Source organism: Massilia norwichensis, from assembly GCF_024753245.1.
GTDB classification, from domain to species: domain Bacteria; phylum Pseudomonadota; class Gammaproteobacteria; order Burkholderiales; family Burkholderiaceae_D; genus Telluria; species Telluria norwichensis.
In genome coordinates this window covers 49,085-65,349 of record NZ_JANUGX010000012.1, presented here as the reverse complement: position 1 = coordinate 65,349, position 16,265 = coordinate 49,085, and the positions used below count along the sequence as shown (strand labels likewise).

General features: G+C 65.3%; 12 protein-coding genes. 9 read left to right on the top strand and 3 right to left on the bottom strand.

All coding sequences use genetic code 11. From position 1 onward, the window contains the following. Window positions 1-150: 150 nt before the first annotated feature. Both ahpC and ahpF read left to right on the top strand, forming a co-directional pair. Window positions 151-714 (top strand): alkyl hydroperoxide reductase subunit C, encoded by a 564-nt coding sequence (ahpC, locus tag NX782_RS11865; RefSeq protein ID WP_258845670.1) that lies wholly within the window; start codon window positions 151-153, stop codon window positions 712-714. 296 nt (window positions 715-1,010) lie between these two features. Next, on the top strand, window positions 1,011-2,594 hold the full coding sequence (ahpF, locus tag NX782_RS11860) for an alkyl hydroperoxide reductase subunit F (RefSeq protein ID WP_258845668.1): 1,584 nt from the start codon (window positions 1,011-1,013) through the stop codon (window positions 2,592-2,594). On the opposite strand, the gene NX782_RS11855 is transcribed toward ahpF, so the two are convergent. After that, entirely contained in the window at window positions 2,555-4,540 is a 1,986-nt protein-coding gene (locus NX782_RS11855) for a PAS domain-containing hybrid sensor histidine kinase/response regulator (RefSeq protein ID WP_258845667.1), read from the bottom strand. The two genes, ahpF and NX782_RS11855, sit on opposite strands and share 40 nt — an antisense overlap. A 156-nt stretch (window positions 4,541-4,696) precedes the next feature. On the opposite strand from NX782_RS11855, the gene NX782_RS11850 reads away from it, so the two are divergent. The 7 genes from NX782_RS11850 to NX782_RS11820 all read left to right on the top strand — a co-directional run bounded on the left by NX782_RS11850 (window position 4,697) and on the right by NX782_RS11820 (window position 14,268). Next, window positions 4,697-5,032: a DUF805 domain-containing protein gene (locus tag NX782_RS11850; RefSeq protein WP_258845665.1), complete on the top strand. Its 336-nt coding sequence runs from the start codon at window positions 4,697-4,699 to the stop codon at window positions 5,030-5,032. 463 nt (window positions 5,033-5,495) lie between these two features. Next, on the top strand, window positions 5,496-7,211 hold the full coding sequence (locus NX782_RS11845; RefSeq protein ID WP_258845663.1) for a RecQ family ATP-dependent DNA helicase: 1,716 nt from the start codon (window positions 5,496-5,498) through the stop codon (window positions 7,209-7,211). 8 nt (window positions 7,212-7,219) lie between these two features. After that, the gene (locus NX782_RS11840; protein ID WP_258845662.1) at window positions 7,220-8,287 is read left to right on the top strand and encodes a ligase-associated DNA damage response exonuclease; all 1,068 of its coding nucleotides are present in this window, start codon (window positions 7,220-7,222) and stop codon (window positions 8,285-8,287) included. Beyond that, window positions 8,280-9,911: an ATP-dependent DNA ligase gene (locus NX782_RS11835; protein WP_258845661.1), complete on the top strand. Its 1,632-nt coding sequence runs from the start codon at window positions 8,280-8,282 to the stop codon at window positions 9,909-9,911. The genes NX782_RS11840 and NX782_RS11835 overlap by 8 nt, the downstream gene beginning before the upstream one ends. After that, entirely contained in the window at window positions 9,908-12,403 is a 2,496-nt protein-coding gene (locus tag NX782_RS11830) for a ligase-associated DNA damage response DEXH box helicase (protein WP_258845659.1), read from the top strand. Before NX782_RS11835 ends, NX782_RS11830 begins: the two co-directional genes overlap by 4 nt. Then, window positions 12,400-13,068, top strand: a complete 669-nt coding sequence (gene pdeM / locus NX782_RS11825) for a ligase-associated DNA damage response endonuclease PdeM (protein ID WP_258845657.1) — start codon at window positions 12,400-12,402, stop codon at window positions 13,066-13,068. The genes NX782_RS11830 and pdeM overlap by 4 nt, the downstream gene beginning before the upstream one ends. Window positions 13,069-13,137: 69 nt before the next feature. Beyond that, window positions 13,138-14,268 carry a glycine zipper 2TM domain-containing protein gene (locus NX782_RS11820; protein ID WP_258845656.1) on the top strand — a complete coding sequence of 377 codons (1,131 nt, stop codon included), beginning with the start codon at window positions 13,138-13,140 and terminating at the stop codon, window positions 14,266-14,268. Window positions 14,269-14,437: 169 nt separating this feature from the next. Here the strand turns inward: NX782_RS11820 and NX782_RS11815 are convergent, their stop codons facing one another. Continuing rightward, complete coding sequence (locus NX782_RS11815; protein ID WP_258845752.1) at window positions 14,438-15,232, bottom strand: Crp/Fnr family transcriptional regulator; 795 nt, start codon at window positions 15,230-15,232, stop codon at window positions 14,438-14,440. A gap of 370 nt (window positions 15,233-15,602) precedes the next feature. Beyond that, a complete protein-coding gene (locus tag NX782_RS11810; protein WP_036232923.1) occupies window positions 15,603-16,247 on the bottom strand; it encodes a response regulator in 645 nt (214 codons plus the stop codon). Between the last annotated feature and the right edge of the window lie 18 nt (window positions 16,248-16,265).

The window sequence follows — 16,265 nt, the reverse complement described above, 5'->3', positions numbered from 1 at the left end:
CGCAATACTTGGATTCCCGCCTCCGCGGGAATGACGAGAGGCGATAGGAAAAATCAATTGATGAAATCCGTTCAATTAATTTCACAAAACACGGTGCGCGCGGTATAGTGCGTACCTAACGTTTTTTTTAACCCCGAAAGAGGAGCTTTCATGTCCATCATCAACACCGAGATCAAACCGTTCAAGGCAACCGCTTTCCACGATGGCAAGTTCATCGACCTGACCGAAGCCGACTTCAAAGGCACCTGGTCGGTCCTGATGTTCTACCCGGCGGACTTCACCTTCGTCTGCCCGACCGAACTGGAAGACCTGGCTGCTTTCCAGCCGGAATTCGCGAAGATGGGCGTCAAAGTCTACGGCGTGTCGACCGACAGCCACTTTGCCCACAAAGCATGGCACGACACCTCGGAAGCCATCAAGAAAGTGAACTACCCGCTGATCGGCGACCCGACCGGTACCCTGTCGCGTAACTTCGAAGTCATGATCGAAGAAGAAGGCATGGCCCTGCGCGGTACCTTCGTGATCAATCCGGAAGGCCAGATCAAGGTCATGGAAGTGCACGACAACGGCATCGGCCGCGACGCATCGGAACTGATGCGCAAAGTCAAGGCAGCGCAATACGTCGCAGCACACCCGGGCGAAGTCTGCCCGGCCAAGTGGAGCGAAGGCGCCGAGACCCTGAAGCCGTCGCTGGATCTGGTCGGCAAGATCTAATAGCAGCACATGGTGGGCACGGGTGCCCACCCTACGGCAAGTGGTAGGGTGGGCTCTCCGAGCCCACGAGCAGTACAAGAAGTACCAGCAGCAAAAGCAGTACAGGAGGCCGCCCGCGAGGGGCGGGCGGTCTCCCACCCCTCCCTGAAATGCCGTCCGCCTACGCAGGACTGGCCACGAAAGACAGGCGATCAAACTGGTCGATCTGCCCAGCTAGATTTACGACTTTGATTAATTGGATGCGCCCGCATGTGAGCCGCATCGGCCTGAACACGACTGAAGAAAAGGAAATCACCATGAGCGTACTCGACAACGACCTGAAAACCCAGCTGGGCGCCTACCTGCAGCGCGTGCAGCAACCGTTCGAGCTGGTGGCCTCGCTGGACGACAGCGAGACCTCGAAGCAGACCCTGGAACTGCTGCAGACCATCCAGAGCCTGCGCGCCGACAAGATCACCGTCCGTACCGACGGCAACGATGCGCGCAAGCCGTCCTTCAGCGTGCAGCGCGTCGGCAGCGAGACCTCGCTACGCTTCGCCGGCCTGCCGCTGGGCCACGAGTTCACTTCGCTGGTGCTGGCCCTGCTGTGGACCGGCGGCCACCCGCCGAAGGTCGAGCAGGACACCGTCGACGCGATCAAGGCGCTGGACGGCAACTACGAGTTCGAGATGTACATGTCGCTGAGCTGCCATAACTGCCCGGACGTGGTGCAGGCGCTGTCGCTGATGGCGATCCTGAACCCGCGCGTGAAGACCACCGTGATCGAAGGCGGCGCCTACCAGAAGGAAGTCGAGGCGCGCCAGGTGATGGCCGTGCCGATGGTGTTCCTGAACGGCGAACTGTTCGGTTCCGGCCGCATGATGGTCGAAGAGATCGTCGCCAAGCTGGACAAGGGTGCCGGCGAGCGCGATGCCGCCAAGCTGAATGCGAAGGAACCGTATGACGTGCTGATCGTCGGCGGTGGCCCGGCCGGCTCGGCCGCTGCCGTGTACGCAGCCCGCAAAGGCATCCGCACCGGTATCGCCACCGGCCGCATGGGTGGTCAGGTGAACGACACCATGTCGATCGAGAACTACATCTCGGTGCTGGAAACCGACGGCCCGAAATTCTCGGCCGCGCTGGAAGCCCAGGTGCGCCACTATGGCGTCGACATCATGACCCAGCAGGAAGCGGCGCAGCTGATCGCGCCTTCGAAGCCGGGTGAACTGGTGGAGGTGAAGTTCGCCAACGGCGGCTCGCTGAAGTCGAGCACCGTGATCCTGTCGACCGGCGCGCGCTGGAGGAACGTCAACGTGCCGGGCGAAGAGCAGTACAAGAACGCCGGCGTGAACTACTGCCCGCACTGCGACGGTCCGCTGTACAAGGGCAAGCGCGTGGCCGTGATCGGCGGCGGCAACTCGGGCGTGGAAGCGGCGATCGACCTGGCCGGTATCGTCCAGCACGTGACCCTGCTGGAGTTCGCGAACCAGCTGAAGGCCGACGCGGTGCTGGTCAACAAGCTGCAAAGCCTGCCGAACGTGACCATCCACGTCAACGCCCAGACCACCGAGATCACCGGCGACGGCAAGAAGGTCAACGGCATCTCGTTCAAGGACCGCGTGTCGGGCGAGGACAAGCACGTCGAGCTGGAAGGCGTGTTCGTGCAGATCGGCCTGGTGCCGAACACCGAGTGGCTGAAGGGCAGCGTGGAACTGTCGCGCTTCGGCGAGATCGTGGTCGATGCCCACGGCCGGACCAACATCCCGGGTGTGTTTGCAGGCGGCGACGCCACCACCACGCCGTTCAAGCAGATCGTGATCGCCGCGGGCGACGGCGCCAAGTGCGCACTGTCGGCCTTCGACTACCTGATCCGCATGCCGGTGGCGGTCGAAGCGGCGTAATCCCCCAGCACCGCCTGCAGCCGGTCGAGATCGATCGGCTTGACCAGGTGGTGGTCGAAGCCGGCCTCGCGCGTGCGCGCGCGGTCGGCTTCCTGGCCGTAGCCGGTGACCGCGACCAGCATCGCATCCGCGGTTTCCGGCCGCGCGCGCAGCTGCCGCGCCAGCTCGGCGCCGTCCATGTCGGGCAGGCCGAGGTCGAGCAGGCAGACATTCGGCCGGGCTTCTAGCGCCCGCGCCAGCGCCTGGCGCGAACCGTGTTCGACCAGCATCTCATGCCCGGACAGTTCCAGCAGCATGGCCAGCGTGTCCGCGGCATCTTCATTGTCGTCGACCACCAGGATGCGCAGCGCTGCCGGCTGCCCGGCCGCAGCCGCCTTATTATCGGCGTCGTCCTCCGATTTTATTGTCTGCTGTTGCGCCAGGCGCGGCAGGCAGACCGTGAAACAACTCCCCTTGCCGAGTCCCGCGCTGGCGCAGCTCACCGTCCCGCCGTGCAGCTCGACCAGATTCCGCACCAGCGGCAGACCCAGTCCCAGCCCGCCCGAAGCGCGGTCGACGCTGCGTTCGGCCTGGGCGAACAGCTCGAAGGCATGCTCTGCCAGTTCGGGCGTCATGCCTATCCCGTTGTCCGCGACCTCGATGCAGACCTGATCTTCTTCCACCTCGATGCCGAGCCGCAGCGCGCCGCCTTCCGGCGTGTACTTGGCGGCGTTGTTGAGGAGGTTGGCCAGCACCTGCACCAGGCGCTTCCTGTCGCCCCGCACCAGGGCCGGCGCGGGCGGCTGGTGCACGCTCAACTGGTGGCGGCGCGCCTGGATCAGCGGCATGACCTGCTCGACCGCGTCAAAAGCGGCCTGGGCGATGTCCAGCGGCGCCGTCTCCAGTTCGATCAGCCCGCGCGTGACCCGCGAGACGTCGAGCAGGTCGTCGATCAGTTCCGTCATGTGGCGCACCTGGCGCCCGATGATCTGGCTGGTCGTGCGCAGCATCGGCTCGTCCGGCTTGGCACGCTGCAGCAGGTCGGCGGCGGCGCCGATCGGCGCCAGCGGATTGCGCAGTTCGTGCGCCAGCATGGCCAGGAATTCGTCCTTGCGCCGGTCCTGCTCGCGCAGCTTTTCTTCCGCCATCCTGCGTTCAGTGATGTCGCTGGCCGTGCCTATCCATTCTTCGATCTCGCCGTCCTCGCGGAACATCGGCACCGCCCGCGACAGCGTCCAGCCATAGCTGCCGTCGACGCGGCGCACGCGGTGCTCCAGTTCGAAGAAGCGCTTGTTGCGGATCGCCTCGCCGATTGCCGCGTGCACCAGCGGCTGGTCTTCGGTGGCCACGTACTCGTCCAGCCAGTGGGCCCGCGGATCGATCGTGTCCTTGATGAAGCCGCGGCCGTCGAGCTGGCGTAGTTCGGTCCAGTCGGGACTCATGCGATAGATGACGTCGGCCGACGCATGGGTCAGTGCGCGAAAGCGCGCCTCGCTGGCGCGGATCGCCATCGCTGAACGCACGCGCTCGGTCACGTCCGAGGTGGCGTGCGAGATGCACAGGATGCTGCCGTCCTCGCGGAAAATCGGCGTGCTGACGGCATCCCAGAAGCGTTCTTCGAAGACCACCTCGCCGCTGGGCAGCTGCACCCGGATCGGGTAGCGCTCGGCGGGCAGGGTGTCCGGCTTGCCGGTGGCGGCCACGCGCGCAAGCGATTGCCTGAGGACGGACTCGCCGCTGTCGGCGGGATCGTCCGGATTGCCGGGGAAGGCTTCGAACAGGCTGATGCCGACCAGTTCGTCGCGGCGGCGTCCCGAGGCCTGCAGGAAGGCTTCGTTGACGGCGAGAATGGTCGCTTCCGGCGTCGGCGAGAGCAGGTAGCTGCCGATCGGCGAATGATTGAAAACGGCTTCGAACAGGATGGTGGACTGCATCGGCGTGATGGGTGGACCGGATGGATCGCTCATTGTAAGAGAAGCCTGCTTTGGCATGCTGTAAATTTGACACCGATTGCGGAACCGGGGCCGTGGAAGTTCGAGAGATTTCGAGATGAGAATCGCATGTAGGATAGAGTCGCGCCGGCTCGCCATGGTGGCTGCCGCGCCTGTCAAACCGGGGATGTCATGACCTTTAGCGAATCGATCAAAACCTGCTTCAGCAAATACGCAACGTTCGACGGGACGGCGCCGCGTTCGGAATACTGGTGGTTCTTCCTTTTCCTGTGCCTGGGGTCGTTCTTTTGCGGCCTGTTCAGCCAGAATCTGCAGCTGGCATTCAATATCGCGACCCTGCTGCCTTCGCTGGCAGCCGGCGCCCGGCGCCTGCATGACACCGATCGCAGCGGATGGTGGCAACTGCTGATGTTCGTGCCGCTGATCGGCTGGATCGTGCTGATCGTGTTCTGGGTGCAGGAATCCCGCCCGAACCGCTATGCGGATTCGATGCAGCGTTACGCCTGAATAGAAGGGAAAAGAAAGGACAAAGGAAAGCGCGCCGATCCGTGATTGCTCAGGATAGCGTCGCCTGACACGCGCAAGGCATGCCCTTGAAACTGATGCGGTAAGACTGCAAGACTTGCCGCATCGTTCAGTGGAAGAACACCGGAGCCATGCCGGTCAGGGCATCGGTTTCGATCAGCAGCCAGGTAGCGGCGCTGATGAGTCCAACATGCAGGGCGGTCCAGGTAGCGGGGAAGATGCGGATCATGATATGGCTCCAATCGTGTGCCGGTTGCGGGAGAATATGGTTCCATGATAGGTCGCCTGCTGTCTGGCAACTATCGGCGGGAATTCCGCCGCTTTGTAGGAAAACAGCTTGTCGCCTTGTCTGAGCGGTAGCGGAAAGCTCTAGTGGCGCTCCTACGGTAACTGTAGGTTGCGTCCTATACCAGCTCAGATCGGCCCCGGATACAGTTGGGCCATCATGACCCGACACGAACCCAAACTCCTGCACAAAGGCCTGCTTGCGGTACGCCGCAACACCATTCGCCGCCTGCTGAATACCGTCTTCGGCATCCAGCAGCTGCGCGACGGCCAGCAACGCGTGATCGACAGCGTCCTCGATGGCAAGGACACGCTGGCGATCATGCCCACCGGCAGCGGTAAATCGCTGTGCTACCAGATTCCCGCCCGTATCCTGGAAGGGATGACCATCGTCGTTTCCCCGCTCATCTCGCTGATGAAGGACCAGCTCGAAAAGCTGGAAGAGCTGGGAATCCGCGCCGTGCAGGTCAACAGCAGCCTCTCCGCCGAGGAAGAGCGCGAGGCGCTCGCCGCCATCGCGCAGAACCGCTGCGAGATCGTGTTCTGCACGCCCGAACGCCTGGTGATGGCGGAGTTCGTCGAGGTGCTCAAGCCCGTCAAGATCGCCCTGGTGGTGATCGACGAAGCGCACTGCATCTCGCAATGGGGCCATGATTTCCGTCCAGCCTACCTGGAGATGGCCGGCGCCATCGAAGCCCTCGACCGGCCGCCGGTGCTGGCGCTGACTGCCACCGCCACCGAGGAGGTGATGGACGATATCGGCCGTCAGCTCAACCGGCCGCGCATGAACGTCATCAATACCGGGGTCTACCGACCGAACCTGCACTACCGCGTGCTGCAGGTGACCAACCACGACGAAAAGCTGGCCGAAGCGCGGCGCCTGGTGGCCGAGACCGAGGGCAAGGGCATCGTCTACGCCGCCACCGTCAAGATGGCGGAAGAGATGTACCACCTATTGGCGGAAGCCGGCGAGTCGGTCACCATCTACCACGGCAAGCTGCCGGCCGCCGAGCGCAAGGCCAATCAGGACCTGTTCATGGACGATGAGCGGCGCGTGATGGTCGCCACCAACGCCTTCGGCATGGGCATCGACAAGCCCGACACGCGCTTCGTGATCCACCTGCAGATCCCCGCCAACCTGGAAGCCTATTACCAGGAATCCGGGCGCGCCGGCCGCGACGGCAAGGATGCCGAATGCACGCTGCTGTTCCTGCAGGACGACAAGCGGGTGCAGCAGTTCTTCCTGGTGAAGCACTACCCGACCGCCGCCGAGATCCGCGCCGTTTACGAGGCCGTGCGCGAACTGGCGGAGAACGAGACCGCCACGCCCGAGCGCGTCGAGGACGTCGCCGGCGAGCTGGCCGGTCCGCACCTGAAGGTCTGCCTGAAGCTGCTGAAGGACATGAAGCTGCTGCGCCAGTCGCGCAAGCTGGCCTGGAACGTCACCGCCCAGCAGCCGAAAGAAACCCTGTTCGAAGCCATGGCCGAGGTTTACCGCCGCAAGCAGGAGCACGACAAGGAGGCCCTGGAGCAGATGGTCGGCTATGCGGTCAGCGGTTTCTGCCGCTGGAAGCTGCTGCTCGATTACTTCGGCGACGAAGTCGAAGGCTTCGAGAAGTGCTGCCGCTGCGATAACTGCCTGAATCCGCCGGCGGCCGTGCTGACGGAAGATATCGAAATCCGCGACGACGAATTCGACCACGAACCGGCAGCCGAACCCGATCCCGCCTCGCTGTTCGAGCCCGGCCAGCGGGTCAAGGTGCCGAAGTACGGCGAGGGCACGGTGGTGTCGATGGCGGCCGATCAGGTCTGCATCGAATTCCCGGACGGGGAAAAGCGGTCCTTCCTGAAGGACTTCGTGACGCACATCGATTAAGGAGCTTTATGGGTGACATGGTCGTCGTAAGGAAGGAGGGCCTGTACTGCGTACCTGGCGATTTCTACATCGACCCCTGGCGGCCGGTGGACCGGGCCGTCATCACCCATGCCCACGGCGACCACGCGCGCTGGGGCCACAAGCACTACCTGGCATCGAACCAGAGCGTGAACATCCTGAAGTCGCGCCTGGGCGCCGACATCAACATCGACGGCCTGGCGTATGGCGATCGCATCGTCCATAACGGCGTCGCGGTCTCGCTGCACCCGGCCGGCCACGTGCTCGGCTCCGCCCAGGTGCGCATGGAATACGAGGGCGAGATCTGGGTCGCCTCGGGCGACTACAAGGTCGAGCCGGATGCCACCTGCGCACCCTTCGAGGCGGTGCGCTGCCATACCTTCATTACCGAGTCGACCTTTGGCCTGCCGATCTACCGCTGGGACCCGCAGCAGGAGGTCTACGACGACATCAACGCCTGGTGGCGCCGCAACGCGGATGAGGGCCGCACCAGCGTGCTGTATGCCTACGCCTTCGGCAAGGCCCAGCGCATCCTGTCCGGGCTGGATACTTCGATCGGGCCCATCGTCTGCCATGGTGCGGTCGAGCCGCTGAACCGCGTCTACCGCGAGGGTGGCGTCGAACTGCCGCCGACCCGGCTGGTCAGCGAGACCGGCAAGGACGAGATGAAGCGCGCGCTGGTGCTGGCGCCGCCGTCCGCCGCCGGCTCGACCTGGACCCGCCGCTTCGGCGATTACTCGGATGCCTTCGCCAGCGGCTGGATGCTGCTGCGCGGCGCCCGGCGCCGCCGTGGCGTCGACCGCGGCTTCGTGCTGTCCGACCATGCCGACTGGCCCGGCCTGCTGTCGGCCATCGAAGCCACCGGCGCGCACCAGGTGGTCGTCACCCATGGCTCGATCCCGGTGATGGTGCGCTGGCTGTGCCAGATCGGGCTCGATGCGAAGGCCTTCGACACCGAGTACGGGGACGAAGACGATGAGGCCACTGGTTCGGCCGCGCCGGAGGAGGGCGAGTCGCACAAGGGGGCGGCTGACAAGGCGGAGGCGAAGGATGCGTGAATTCGCCCAGCTCTACGCCGAACTCGACGAAACCACCGCCACCAATCGCAAGCTGGAAGCGCTGCAGAACTACTTCGAGCACACCGCGCCCGAAAACGCCGCCTGGGCCGTCTACTTCCTGGCCGGCGGCAAGCCGAGACAGGCGGTGCCGACCAAGGTATTGCGCGAGGCGGCCATCGAATACGCCGGGCTGGACGAGTGGTTGTTCGAAGAAAGCCACGCGGCGGTCGGCGACATGGCCGAGACCATCGCCCACATCCTGCCGCCGCCGAAGCGCCACAGCGACATCGGCCTGGCCGTGTGGATGGAAGAGCGCATCGGCCCGCTGCGCGGCGCCGATCCCGGCTTCATCCGCGAAAAGCTGTTCGAATACTGGGACGAGCTGACCTGGCGCGAGCGCTTCCTGTTCGTCAAACTGATCGGCGGCGGTTTCCGGGTCGGCGTCTCGAAGCTGCTGGTGACGCGTGCGCTGGCGGCCATCGCCGCGGTCGACGCCAAGCTGATCGCGCAGCGCCTGATGGGCTGGACCGATGGCCGGGTGCGCCCGACAGCCGCCGGCTTCCTGCAGCTGATCGCGGCCCAGTCCGAGGACGAACACAAGCTGCGCGGCGGCCAGCCTTATCCCTTCTTCCTGGCGCACCAGTTGAATGGCGAACCAAGCGAGCTGGGGACGCTGTCCGACTGGCAGGTCGAGTGGAAGTACGACGGCATCCGCGCCCAGCTGGTGCGGCGCGGCGCGCAGAACTATTTGTGGTCGCGCGGCGAAGATTTGATCACCGAACGCTTTCCGGAGCTGGCGGCCTTGACGCTGCCGGAAGGGACCGTGGTCGATGGCGAGGTGCTGATCTGGACCGGCGGAGACGCGCCGGCGCCGTTTGCCGATCTGCAGAAGCGCATCGGCCGCAAGACCCTGTCGAACAAACTGCTGGCCGAGCTGCCGGCGGTGCTGCTGGCCTACGATCTGCTCGAGCTGGACGGCGTCGACCTGCGCGGCTTGCCCCAGCACGAGCGGCGCGCGCTGCTGGAAACCCTAGTGACCGGCGTCGCCAGGCCGCAGCTGCGCATTTCGCCGCTGGTGGTCGCCGACAGCTGGGACGACCTCGCCAGGCTGCGCGAAGAGTCTCGCGCGCGCGGGGTCGAGGGCATGATGCTGAAGGCGAGGAACGCCCAGTACGGCGTGGGCCGCACCAAGGACGTCGGCACCTGGTGGAAGTGGAAGATCGATCCGTATGCGGTGGACGCGGTGCTGATTTATGCCCAGCCGGGCAGCGGCCGCCGCGCTTCGCTCTACACCGACTACACCTTCGCGGTGTGGGATGGCGAAGGCGAGCAGCGCCGCCTGGTGCCCTTCGCGAAAGCCTATTCCGGCCTGACCGATGCCGAGATCCGCCAGGTCGACGCCACCATCCGCAAGACCACGGTCGAGAAGTTCGGGCCGGTGCGCTCGGTCAAGCCGACCATGGTGTTCGAGCTGGGCTTCGAAGGCATCGCGCTGTCGCCGCGGCACAAGGCCGGGATCGCGGTGCGCTTCCCGCGCATCCTGCGCCGGCGCGACGACAAGCCGGTCGAAGAAGCCGATACACTGGATACCTTGAAGGGTTTGTTGGAAGCGGCGTCGCCATGAGCAAGTCGAAGGCGGAAGAGGCGGTCGATGCGTGGTTCGCGAACCGCGGCTGGAAAGTCTTCCCGTTTCAGCGCGCGGTGTGGAAGGCAGCGCTGGCCGGGCAGTCCGGGCTGCTGCACGCGAATACCGGCGCCGGTAAAACCTATGCCGTCTGGTTCGCGGCGATGCTGCGCGGCGCGAATCGCTCGCGCCGCGACCGCACCGGTCTGCGGGTGCTGTGGATCACGCCGATGCGCGCCTTGGCGGCCGACACCCAGCGCTCGCTCGAGGTGTCGGCAGAAGAGTTGGGCGCCGCCAGCCCCGACGCGATCGGCAGCTGGACGCTGGGCGCGCGCACCGGCGACACTGGCTCGGCCGAGCGCGCGCGCCAGTCGAAGAACCTGCCCGGCGCGCTGATCACGACGCCGGAATCGCTGTCCCTGCTGCTGTCGCACGCGGGTGCGCGCGACCAGTTCAAGCACCTCGACATGATCATCATCGACGAGTGGCACGAGCTGATGGGCAGCAAGCGCGGCGTGCAGGTGCAGCTGGCGCTGGCAAGACTGCGGCGCTGGAATCCGGACCTGGTCGTGTGGGGCCTGTCGGCGACCATGGGCAATCTGCAGGATGCGCGCAACGTGCTGCTGGGCGCCGGTGCCGACGAGAGCAAGAGCGTGCTGGTCGAGGGCGACCTGAAGAAGCAGATCGTGGTCGACTGCCTGATCCCGCAAAACGTTTCGCGCTTCCCCTGGGGCGGGCACCTGGGCCTGCAGATGCTGCAGCCGGTGATCGAGGAAATCGAGAAGTACGGCGCGACCCTGGTCTTCACCAATACCCGGGCTTCGTCCGAAGTCTGGTACCAGAACCTGATCGAGGCGCGCCCGGACTGGGCCGGCACCGTCGCGCTGCACCACGGCTCGCTCGACCGCGAGGTGCGCGACTGGGTCGAGAAGGGGCTCAAGAACGGCGAGCTGAAGGCGGTCGTGTGCACGGCCAGCCTGGACCTCGGCGTGGACTTCCTGCCGGTCGAGCGCGTGCTGCAGGTCGGCAGCGCCAAGAACATCGCGCGCCTGCTGCAGCGCGCCGGGCGCAGCGGTCATGCGCCGGGACGCGTGTCGCGCGTGACCCTGGTGCCGACCAACAGTCTGGAGCTGCTGGAAGCGGCCGGCGCCAAACGCGCCGTCGCCACGCGCCGCATCGAGGCGCGCCAGGTGCCGAACAAACCCTTCGACGTGCTGGTGCAGCATCTGGTGACGATCGCGCTGGGCGGCGGCTTCCGCTCGGAGGAGTTGTACGAGGAAGTAAGGACCGCCTGGTCCTATCGCCACCTCACCAGGGAGGAGTGGCAGTGGGCGCTGGACTTCGTCGCGCGCGGCGGCCAGAGCCTGGAGGTGTATCCGGAGTACCGGCGCGTGCTGCCGGACGAGGAGGGCGTCTACCGCGTGCCCGACGCGACGATCGGGCGTCGGCACCGCATGAGCATCGGCACCATCGTCTCGGATGCGCAGATGCAGGTGCAGTACGTGAGCGGCGGCCGGATCGGCAGCGTCGAGGAATCTTTTGTGGGCCGTCTGAAGCCCGGCGACCACTTCCTGTTCAGCGGCCGTATCCTGGAGCTGGTGCGGGTGCATGAGATGACGGCTTACGTCAAGCGCAGTGCTTCGACGCGCGGCGCGATCAGCCGCTGGGGCGGAACCAAGGTGCCGCTCAGCGCGGAGATGGCGCGGGCCGGGCTCGAAGAACTCGAGCGCGCCGCGCAAGGCATCTTCGAAGGCCCGGAAATGCAGGCCGTGCGGCCGCTGCTGGAAGTGCAGGCGCGCTGGTCGGCGCTCCCTACCGCCGAGGTGCTGGTCATCGAAAGCCTCAAAAGCCGCGAGGGCTGGCACTTGTTCGTCTACCCGTTCGGCGGGCGCTCGGTGCACACGGGCCTGGCGTCGCTGCTGGCTTTTCGGGTCGGGAAGACCATGCCTTCCACCTTTTCGGTGGCGGTGAACGACTACGGCTTCGAGCTGCTGTCGCCGGAGCCGGTCGACTGGGGCCGCATGTTCGAGGCGCAGCTAGGTGCCGGCGTCGGGCTGTTCGATACCGGGCGCCTGCTGGAGGATGTGCTGGACAGCCTGAACGCGACCCAGTTGGCGCAGCGGCGCTTCCGCGAGGTGGCGCGCATCGCCGGGCTGGTGAACCAGGGTTTTCCGGGTCAGCGCAAGTCGATGCGCCAGGTGCAGGCTTCATCTGCGCTGTTCTACGAGGTTTTCCGCAAGCACGACAGCGGCAACCTGCTGCTGACCCAGGCCGAGCGCGAGGTGCTGGAGCAGGAGCTTGAACTGACCCGCCTGCGCGACACGCTCACCGAGCTGCACGGGCGCCGCATCGCCTTCCACGAGGTCAAACGCGCCACGCCCTTCGGCTTTCCGCTGATGGTCGAGCGCTTCCGCGAAAAGGTCTCGACCGAGAAGCTGTCCGACCGCGTGGCGCGCATGGTGCGCGAACTGGAAAAGGCGGCCGCGGCATGAATGGGGTGGGGATCGCGGGTGCGCTGACGGTGGAGCTCGGCGGAGAGCCGCTGGTGCTGCTGCCGCAGAAGGCCGCATTCTGGCCGCGCGAGCGCATGCTGATCGTCGCCGACATCCATTTCGGCAAGGCGGCGGCCTTCCGGTCCTTCGGCATTCCGGTGCCGAAAGGGACCACCACCGAAAACCTGCTGGCCCTCGATGCCCTGATCGAACTGACCGGCGCGAACCACGTGCTGTTCCTCGGCGACTTCCTGCATGCGCGCGCCGCCCACGCGGCATCGACCCAGGCCGCGATGCTGGCCTGGCGCCGGCGCCGCTGCGAGCTGGTGCTGACGCTGGTGCGCGGCAACCACGACAAGCATGCGGGCGACCCGGCCGGGGAGCTCGGTATCGACCTCGTCGACGAACCCTGGACGGTGGGGCCGTATTCCTTCTGCCACCACCCGGACATCGCCGCGCCCGGCTACGTGCTGGCTGGCCACGTGCATCCGGTCTATGTGCTGGCGACGCGTTCCGATGCGCTGCGCCTGCCGTGTTTTATCGCCGGGCCGACGCGGATGATCCTGCCGTCTTTCGGCGCGTTCACCGGCGGCCATGCCTTGCGGCCGGAGCCTGGGGAGCGGGTTTGGGTGAGCTCAGGCGAGGCAGTGCACAGCGTACGTTAGCGCACCGAGATACGGTCGTGTGCGGCGTAAGCTGGCCACATTGACAATTGCACTTCCCAGGAGGACATCATGGCAACAACCCGTCAGACACTCGCCGCGGCAGTGGTTGCCGCGCTGCCACTCTTCACGGCCACCGTGCCGGCGCCGGTGCAGGCCCAGGAACACCCGCGTGCGCGCCAGCTGGAGCCGCGCATCGAAGGTTTCAATGTCAACGAACTGCGCCGCATCGAGCCGGGCGCGGAACTGAATTTCGAAGTGTTCGGTACGCCGGGCGGCAACGCCACCGTGCGCATCGACGGCGCCACCCGCAACCTCAATCTGAACGAAACCCGTCCCGGCACCTACCAGGGCACCTACACGATCGGTACCCACGACCGCATCCGTCCGGACAGCTCGATCACCGCCAATCTGCGCGTGAACGGCATGGTCAAGACCCAGGCGCTGGCCGCGACCATCGTGCGCATGCCCGACCGCACGGGCGGAGACGACCGCCAGCTGGCAGGCACGCCGCGCGTCCAGACCTTCGACGTGCGCGGCAGCGACGATCTCGGTCCGGGCCATGAGCTGAAGTTCACCGTGATCGGCACGCCGGGCGCCAAGGTCGACGTCCAGATCGCCGGCACGCGCGGCATCTTCACGCTGCCGGAAGTGCGGCCAGGCGAATACGCCGGCCTGTACACGATCCGCCGTGACGACAACATCGCGCCGGATGCTTCCGTCACCGCGACCATCCGCGCCAACGGCCGCTATTCGACGGCGACCCTGGGCCAGCCCCTGCTGGCGGGCGGGCGCGACCGTGACGACCGTATCGACAACCGCCGCGTCGATCGCCGCGATGATCGCCGCGTGGAAGACAGCCAGCGCGTCGCACGCTATTGCACCAACTGCGCGACGGTGGAATCGGTGAATGTGCTGCAGGGCGAAGCCGGCGCGGCCGGCACGCTGGGCGGGGCCGCGGTCGGCGGCCTGCTCGGCAACCAGGTGGGCAGCGGCAGCGGCCGTACGGCGGCGACGGTGGCCGGTGCGGTCGGCGGCGCGCTGGCCGGACGCGCCATCGAGCGCAACGCGCGCGCGCCGCGCTATGAAGTGGTGGTGCGCTACGAGAATGGCGCGACGCAATCCATTCGCTACGACAACGATCCGGGCTTCCGCGTGGGCGAGCAGGTGCGCGTGGCCGACGGCGTCCTGACCCGCGACTGACAAAACGCCCATGGCGGCGTTGCACCTTCTCGCCGTACTAGCGTACTGTCTTCGAAGGCACGTCGGGTGGCCGCATCCCTTGCCCTGAGCGTTTTGTCGGCGCTCCAGAAATGAAGAAGCCGGCTCAGTTTCGAGCCGGCTTTCCTGTTTCAAGCGCTGCGAAGCAGGTTCAGGCCGTGGCCAGCACCTGGCCGTCGCCCGAGGATTCGGCGTCGGCCTTGGCCTTGGCGTTCTGCTTGGCGCGGGAACGCGAGGGCGGCAGGCGGCGCAGGGTTTTCAGGGCTTCCGGATCCTTGATGCCGATGGTGCGCTGGTCGACGGTGATCAAGCCGATCTCGTTAAAGGCGGACAGCGTGCGGCTGACGGTTTCGAGCGTCAGGCCCAGATAGCTGCCGATCTCGTGGCGCGTCATGCGCAGGTTGAACAGCTTGCTCGAGTAACCCATCGCGGCGAAGCGATCGGCCAGCGAGATCAGGAAGCGGGCCACGCGGGCTTCCGCCGACAGGGCCCCGAGCATGCCGATCATGGCCTGCTCGCGCACCAGTTCGCGGCTCATCACGCCGTACATCAGGTTCTCGAGCTCGGCATGCACCCTCCCCAGGGCAGTGAGCTTTTTGAACGGTACGAGGATCAGGTCGCAGTCGGACAGCGCGACCGCTTCGGACGCGTAGTGCCGGGTGTGGATGCCGTCGACGCCGAGCATGTCGCCCTTCATGGGGAAGCTCAGCACCTGTTCGTTGCCGAATTCGTCGATCAGCACCGTTTTCAGGAAGCCGGAATTGACGATGTACAGGGTGTCGAAAGCCTGGCCGATCGTGTGGACACGCTGGCCGGTCTTGAACTGCACGTGCTGGAACAGGAGTTCCTCGGTGTTCATCGATACGGCGGCCGGAATATGGAGCAGGTCGCAGACTTCTTTCAGGTTGGACCAAAGGCGACCTTGGCGCTGGCGCCCAGCTTCCATCTGTGACGAGTGCAGGGTCGAGGGGGAGGCATTGCGCTGTTCTGACATTGGCTGGGACTGCATACTCATCTCCAGGTTTAGTAAGTCATGGTTTCAGGAGGCTCAATGCGGAGAATGGACCGCAAGCAAGTCGAAACGCTGAAGTCAGTATGCCAACACGAGTTCGGCATTCATATCAGCAACGGCTGAATGTGTAGGTAGGAAGGTGAGTCAGACTGTAGGAGTTTTCTTACTGTCTGGGCTCACTTCCGAGGGAGAGCAGGGCATACCCGTGTAGGATAGCTGCGTTGATGAGCTAGTCTCTTGGACGCCACGCACTGGGCGTGGAAACCACAGTCAGCTTGTGGTGTCTAAGACAGTTTGGTGACGATCACGCCTTCATGGGCGCCAGCAGGCGGTGCGCGACGGCATACTGCACCATTTCCGACAGCGAGGTCATCCCCATTTTTTGCATGATGCGGGTCTTGTGCGTACTGACCGTCTTCACCGACAAGTGCAGGTTGTTGGCGATTTCGGTGATCGATTTTCCGCCCACTAATAAAGAAAAGACTTCGAATTCCCGGTCCGAGAGTTGCTTGTGCAGCAGCTGTTCGTTCGGCGCCATGATGTTCAGCGCCAGCTGCTCGGCCACTTCGGTACTGATATAGGGACGGCCGGATGCCACCTTGCGGATCGCCCCGACCAGCTGGGTGCCGGCGCTTTCCTTGGTCAGGTAGCCCTGAGCACCGGCGCGGATCGCACGCACCGCGTACTGCTCTTCCTCGTGCATGGTGAGGATGAGGATGGCCAGCTTGGGCGCTTCGCTGCGCACCTGGCGGATCAGGTCGACGCCGCTGCGGCCCGGCATCGACAGGTCGAGCAGCAGCAGGTCGAAGCCGCCCTGGCGCACCAGCGACAGGACTTCGAAGCCATTGATGGCCTCGCCGACGATCTCGATGTCGAGGGCGCCGTCGAGGATGCGCTTCAGACCTTCGCGCATGATGGTATGGTCGTCAGCGATGACTATGCGAATCATGAAAGTTCCCCAAAGTGC

Coding starts and splice junctions, on each gene's coding strand:
- ahpC (WP_258845670.1), top strand. CDS start 151: ATGTCCATCATCAACACCGAGATCAAACCGTTCAAGGCAACCGCTTTC.
- ahpF (WP_258845668.1), top strand. CDS start 1,011: ATGAGCGTACTCGACAACGACCTGAAAACCCAGCTGGGCGCCTACCTG.
- NX782_RS11855 (WP_258845667.1), bottom strand. CDS start 4,540: ATGAGCGATCCATCCGGTCCACCCATCACGCCGATGCAGTCCACCATC.
- NX782_RS11850 (WP_258845665.1), top strand. CDS start 4,697: ATGACCTTTAGCGAATCGATCAAAACCTGCTTCAGCAAATACGCAACG.
- NX782_RS11845 (WP_258845663.1), top strand. CDS start 5,496: ATGACCCGACACGAACCCAAACTCCTGCACAAAGGCCTGCTTGCGGTA.
- NX782_RS11840 (WP_258845662.1), top strand. CDS start 7,220: ATGGGTGACATGGTCGTCGTAAGGAAGGAGGGCCTGTACTGCGTACCT.
- NX782_RS11835 (WP_258845661.1), top strand. CDS start 8,280: ATGCGTGAATTCGCCCAGCTCTACGCCGAACTCGACGAAACCACCGCC.
- NX782_RS11830 (WP_258845659.1), top strand. CDS start 9,908: ATGAGCAAGTCGAAGGCGGAAGAGGCGGTCGATGCGTGGTTCGCGAAC.
- pdeM (WP_258845657.1), top strand. CDS start 12,400: ATGAATGGGGTGGGGATCGCGGGTGCGCTGACGGTGGAGCTCGGCGGA.
- NX782_RS11820 (WP_258845656.1), top strand. CDS start 13,138: ATGGCAACAACCCGTCAGACACTCGCCGCGGCAGTGGTTGCCGCGCTG.
- NX782_RS11815 (WP_258845752.1), bottom strand. CDS start 15,232: ATGGAAGCTGGGCGCCAGCGCCAAGGTCGCCTTTGGTCCAACCTGAAA.
- NX782_RS11810 (WP_036232923.1), bottom strand. CDS start 16,247: ATGATTCGCATAGTCATCGCTGACGACCATACCATCATGCGCGAAGGT.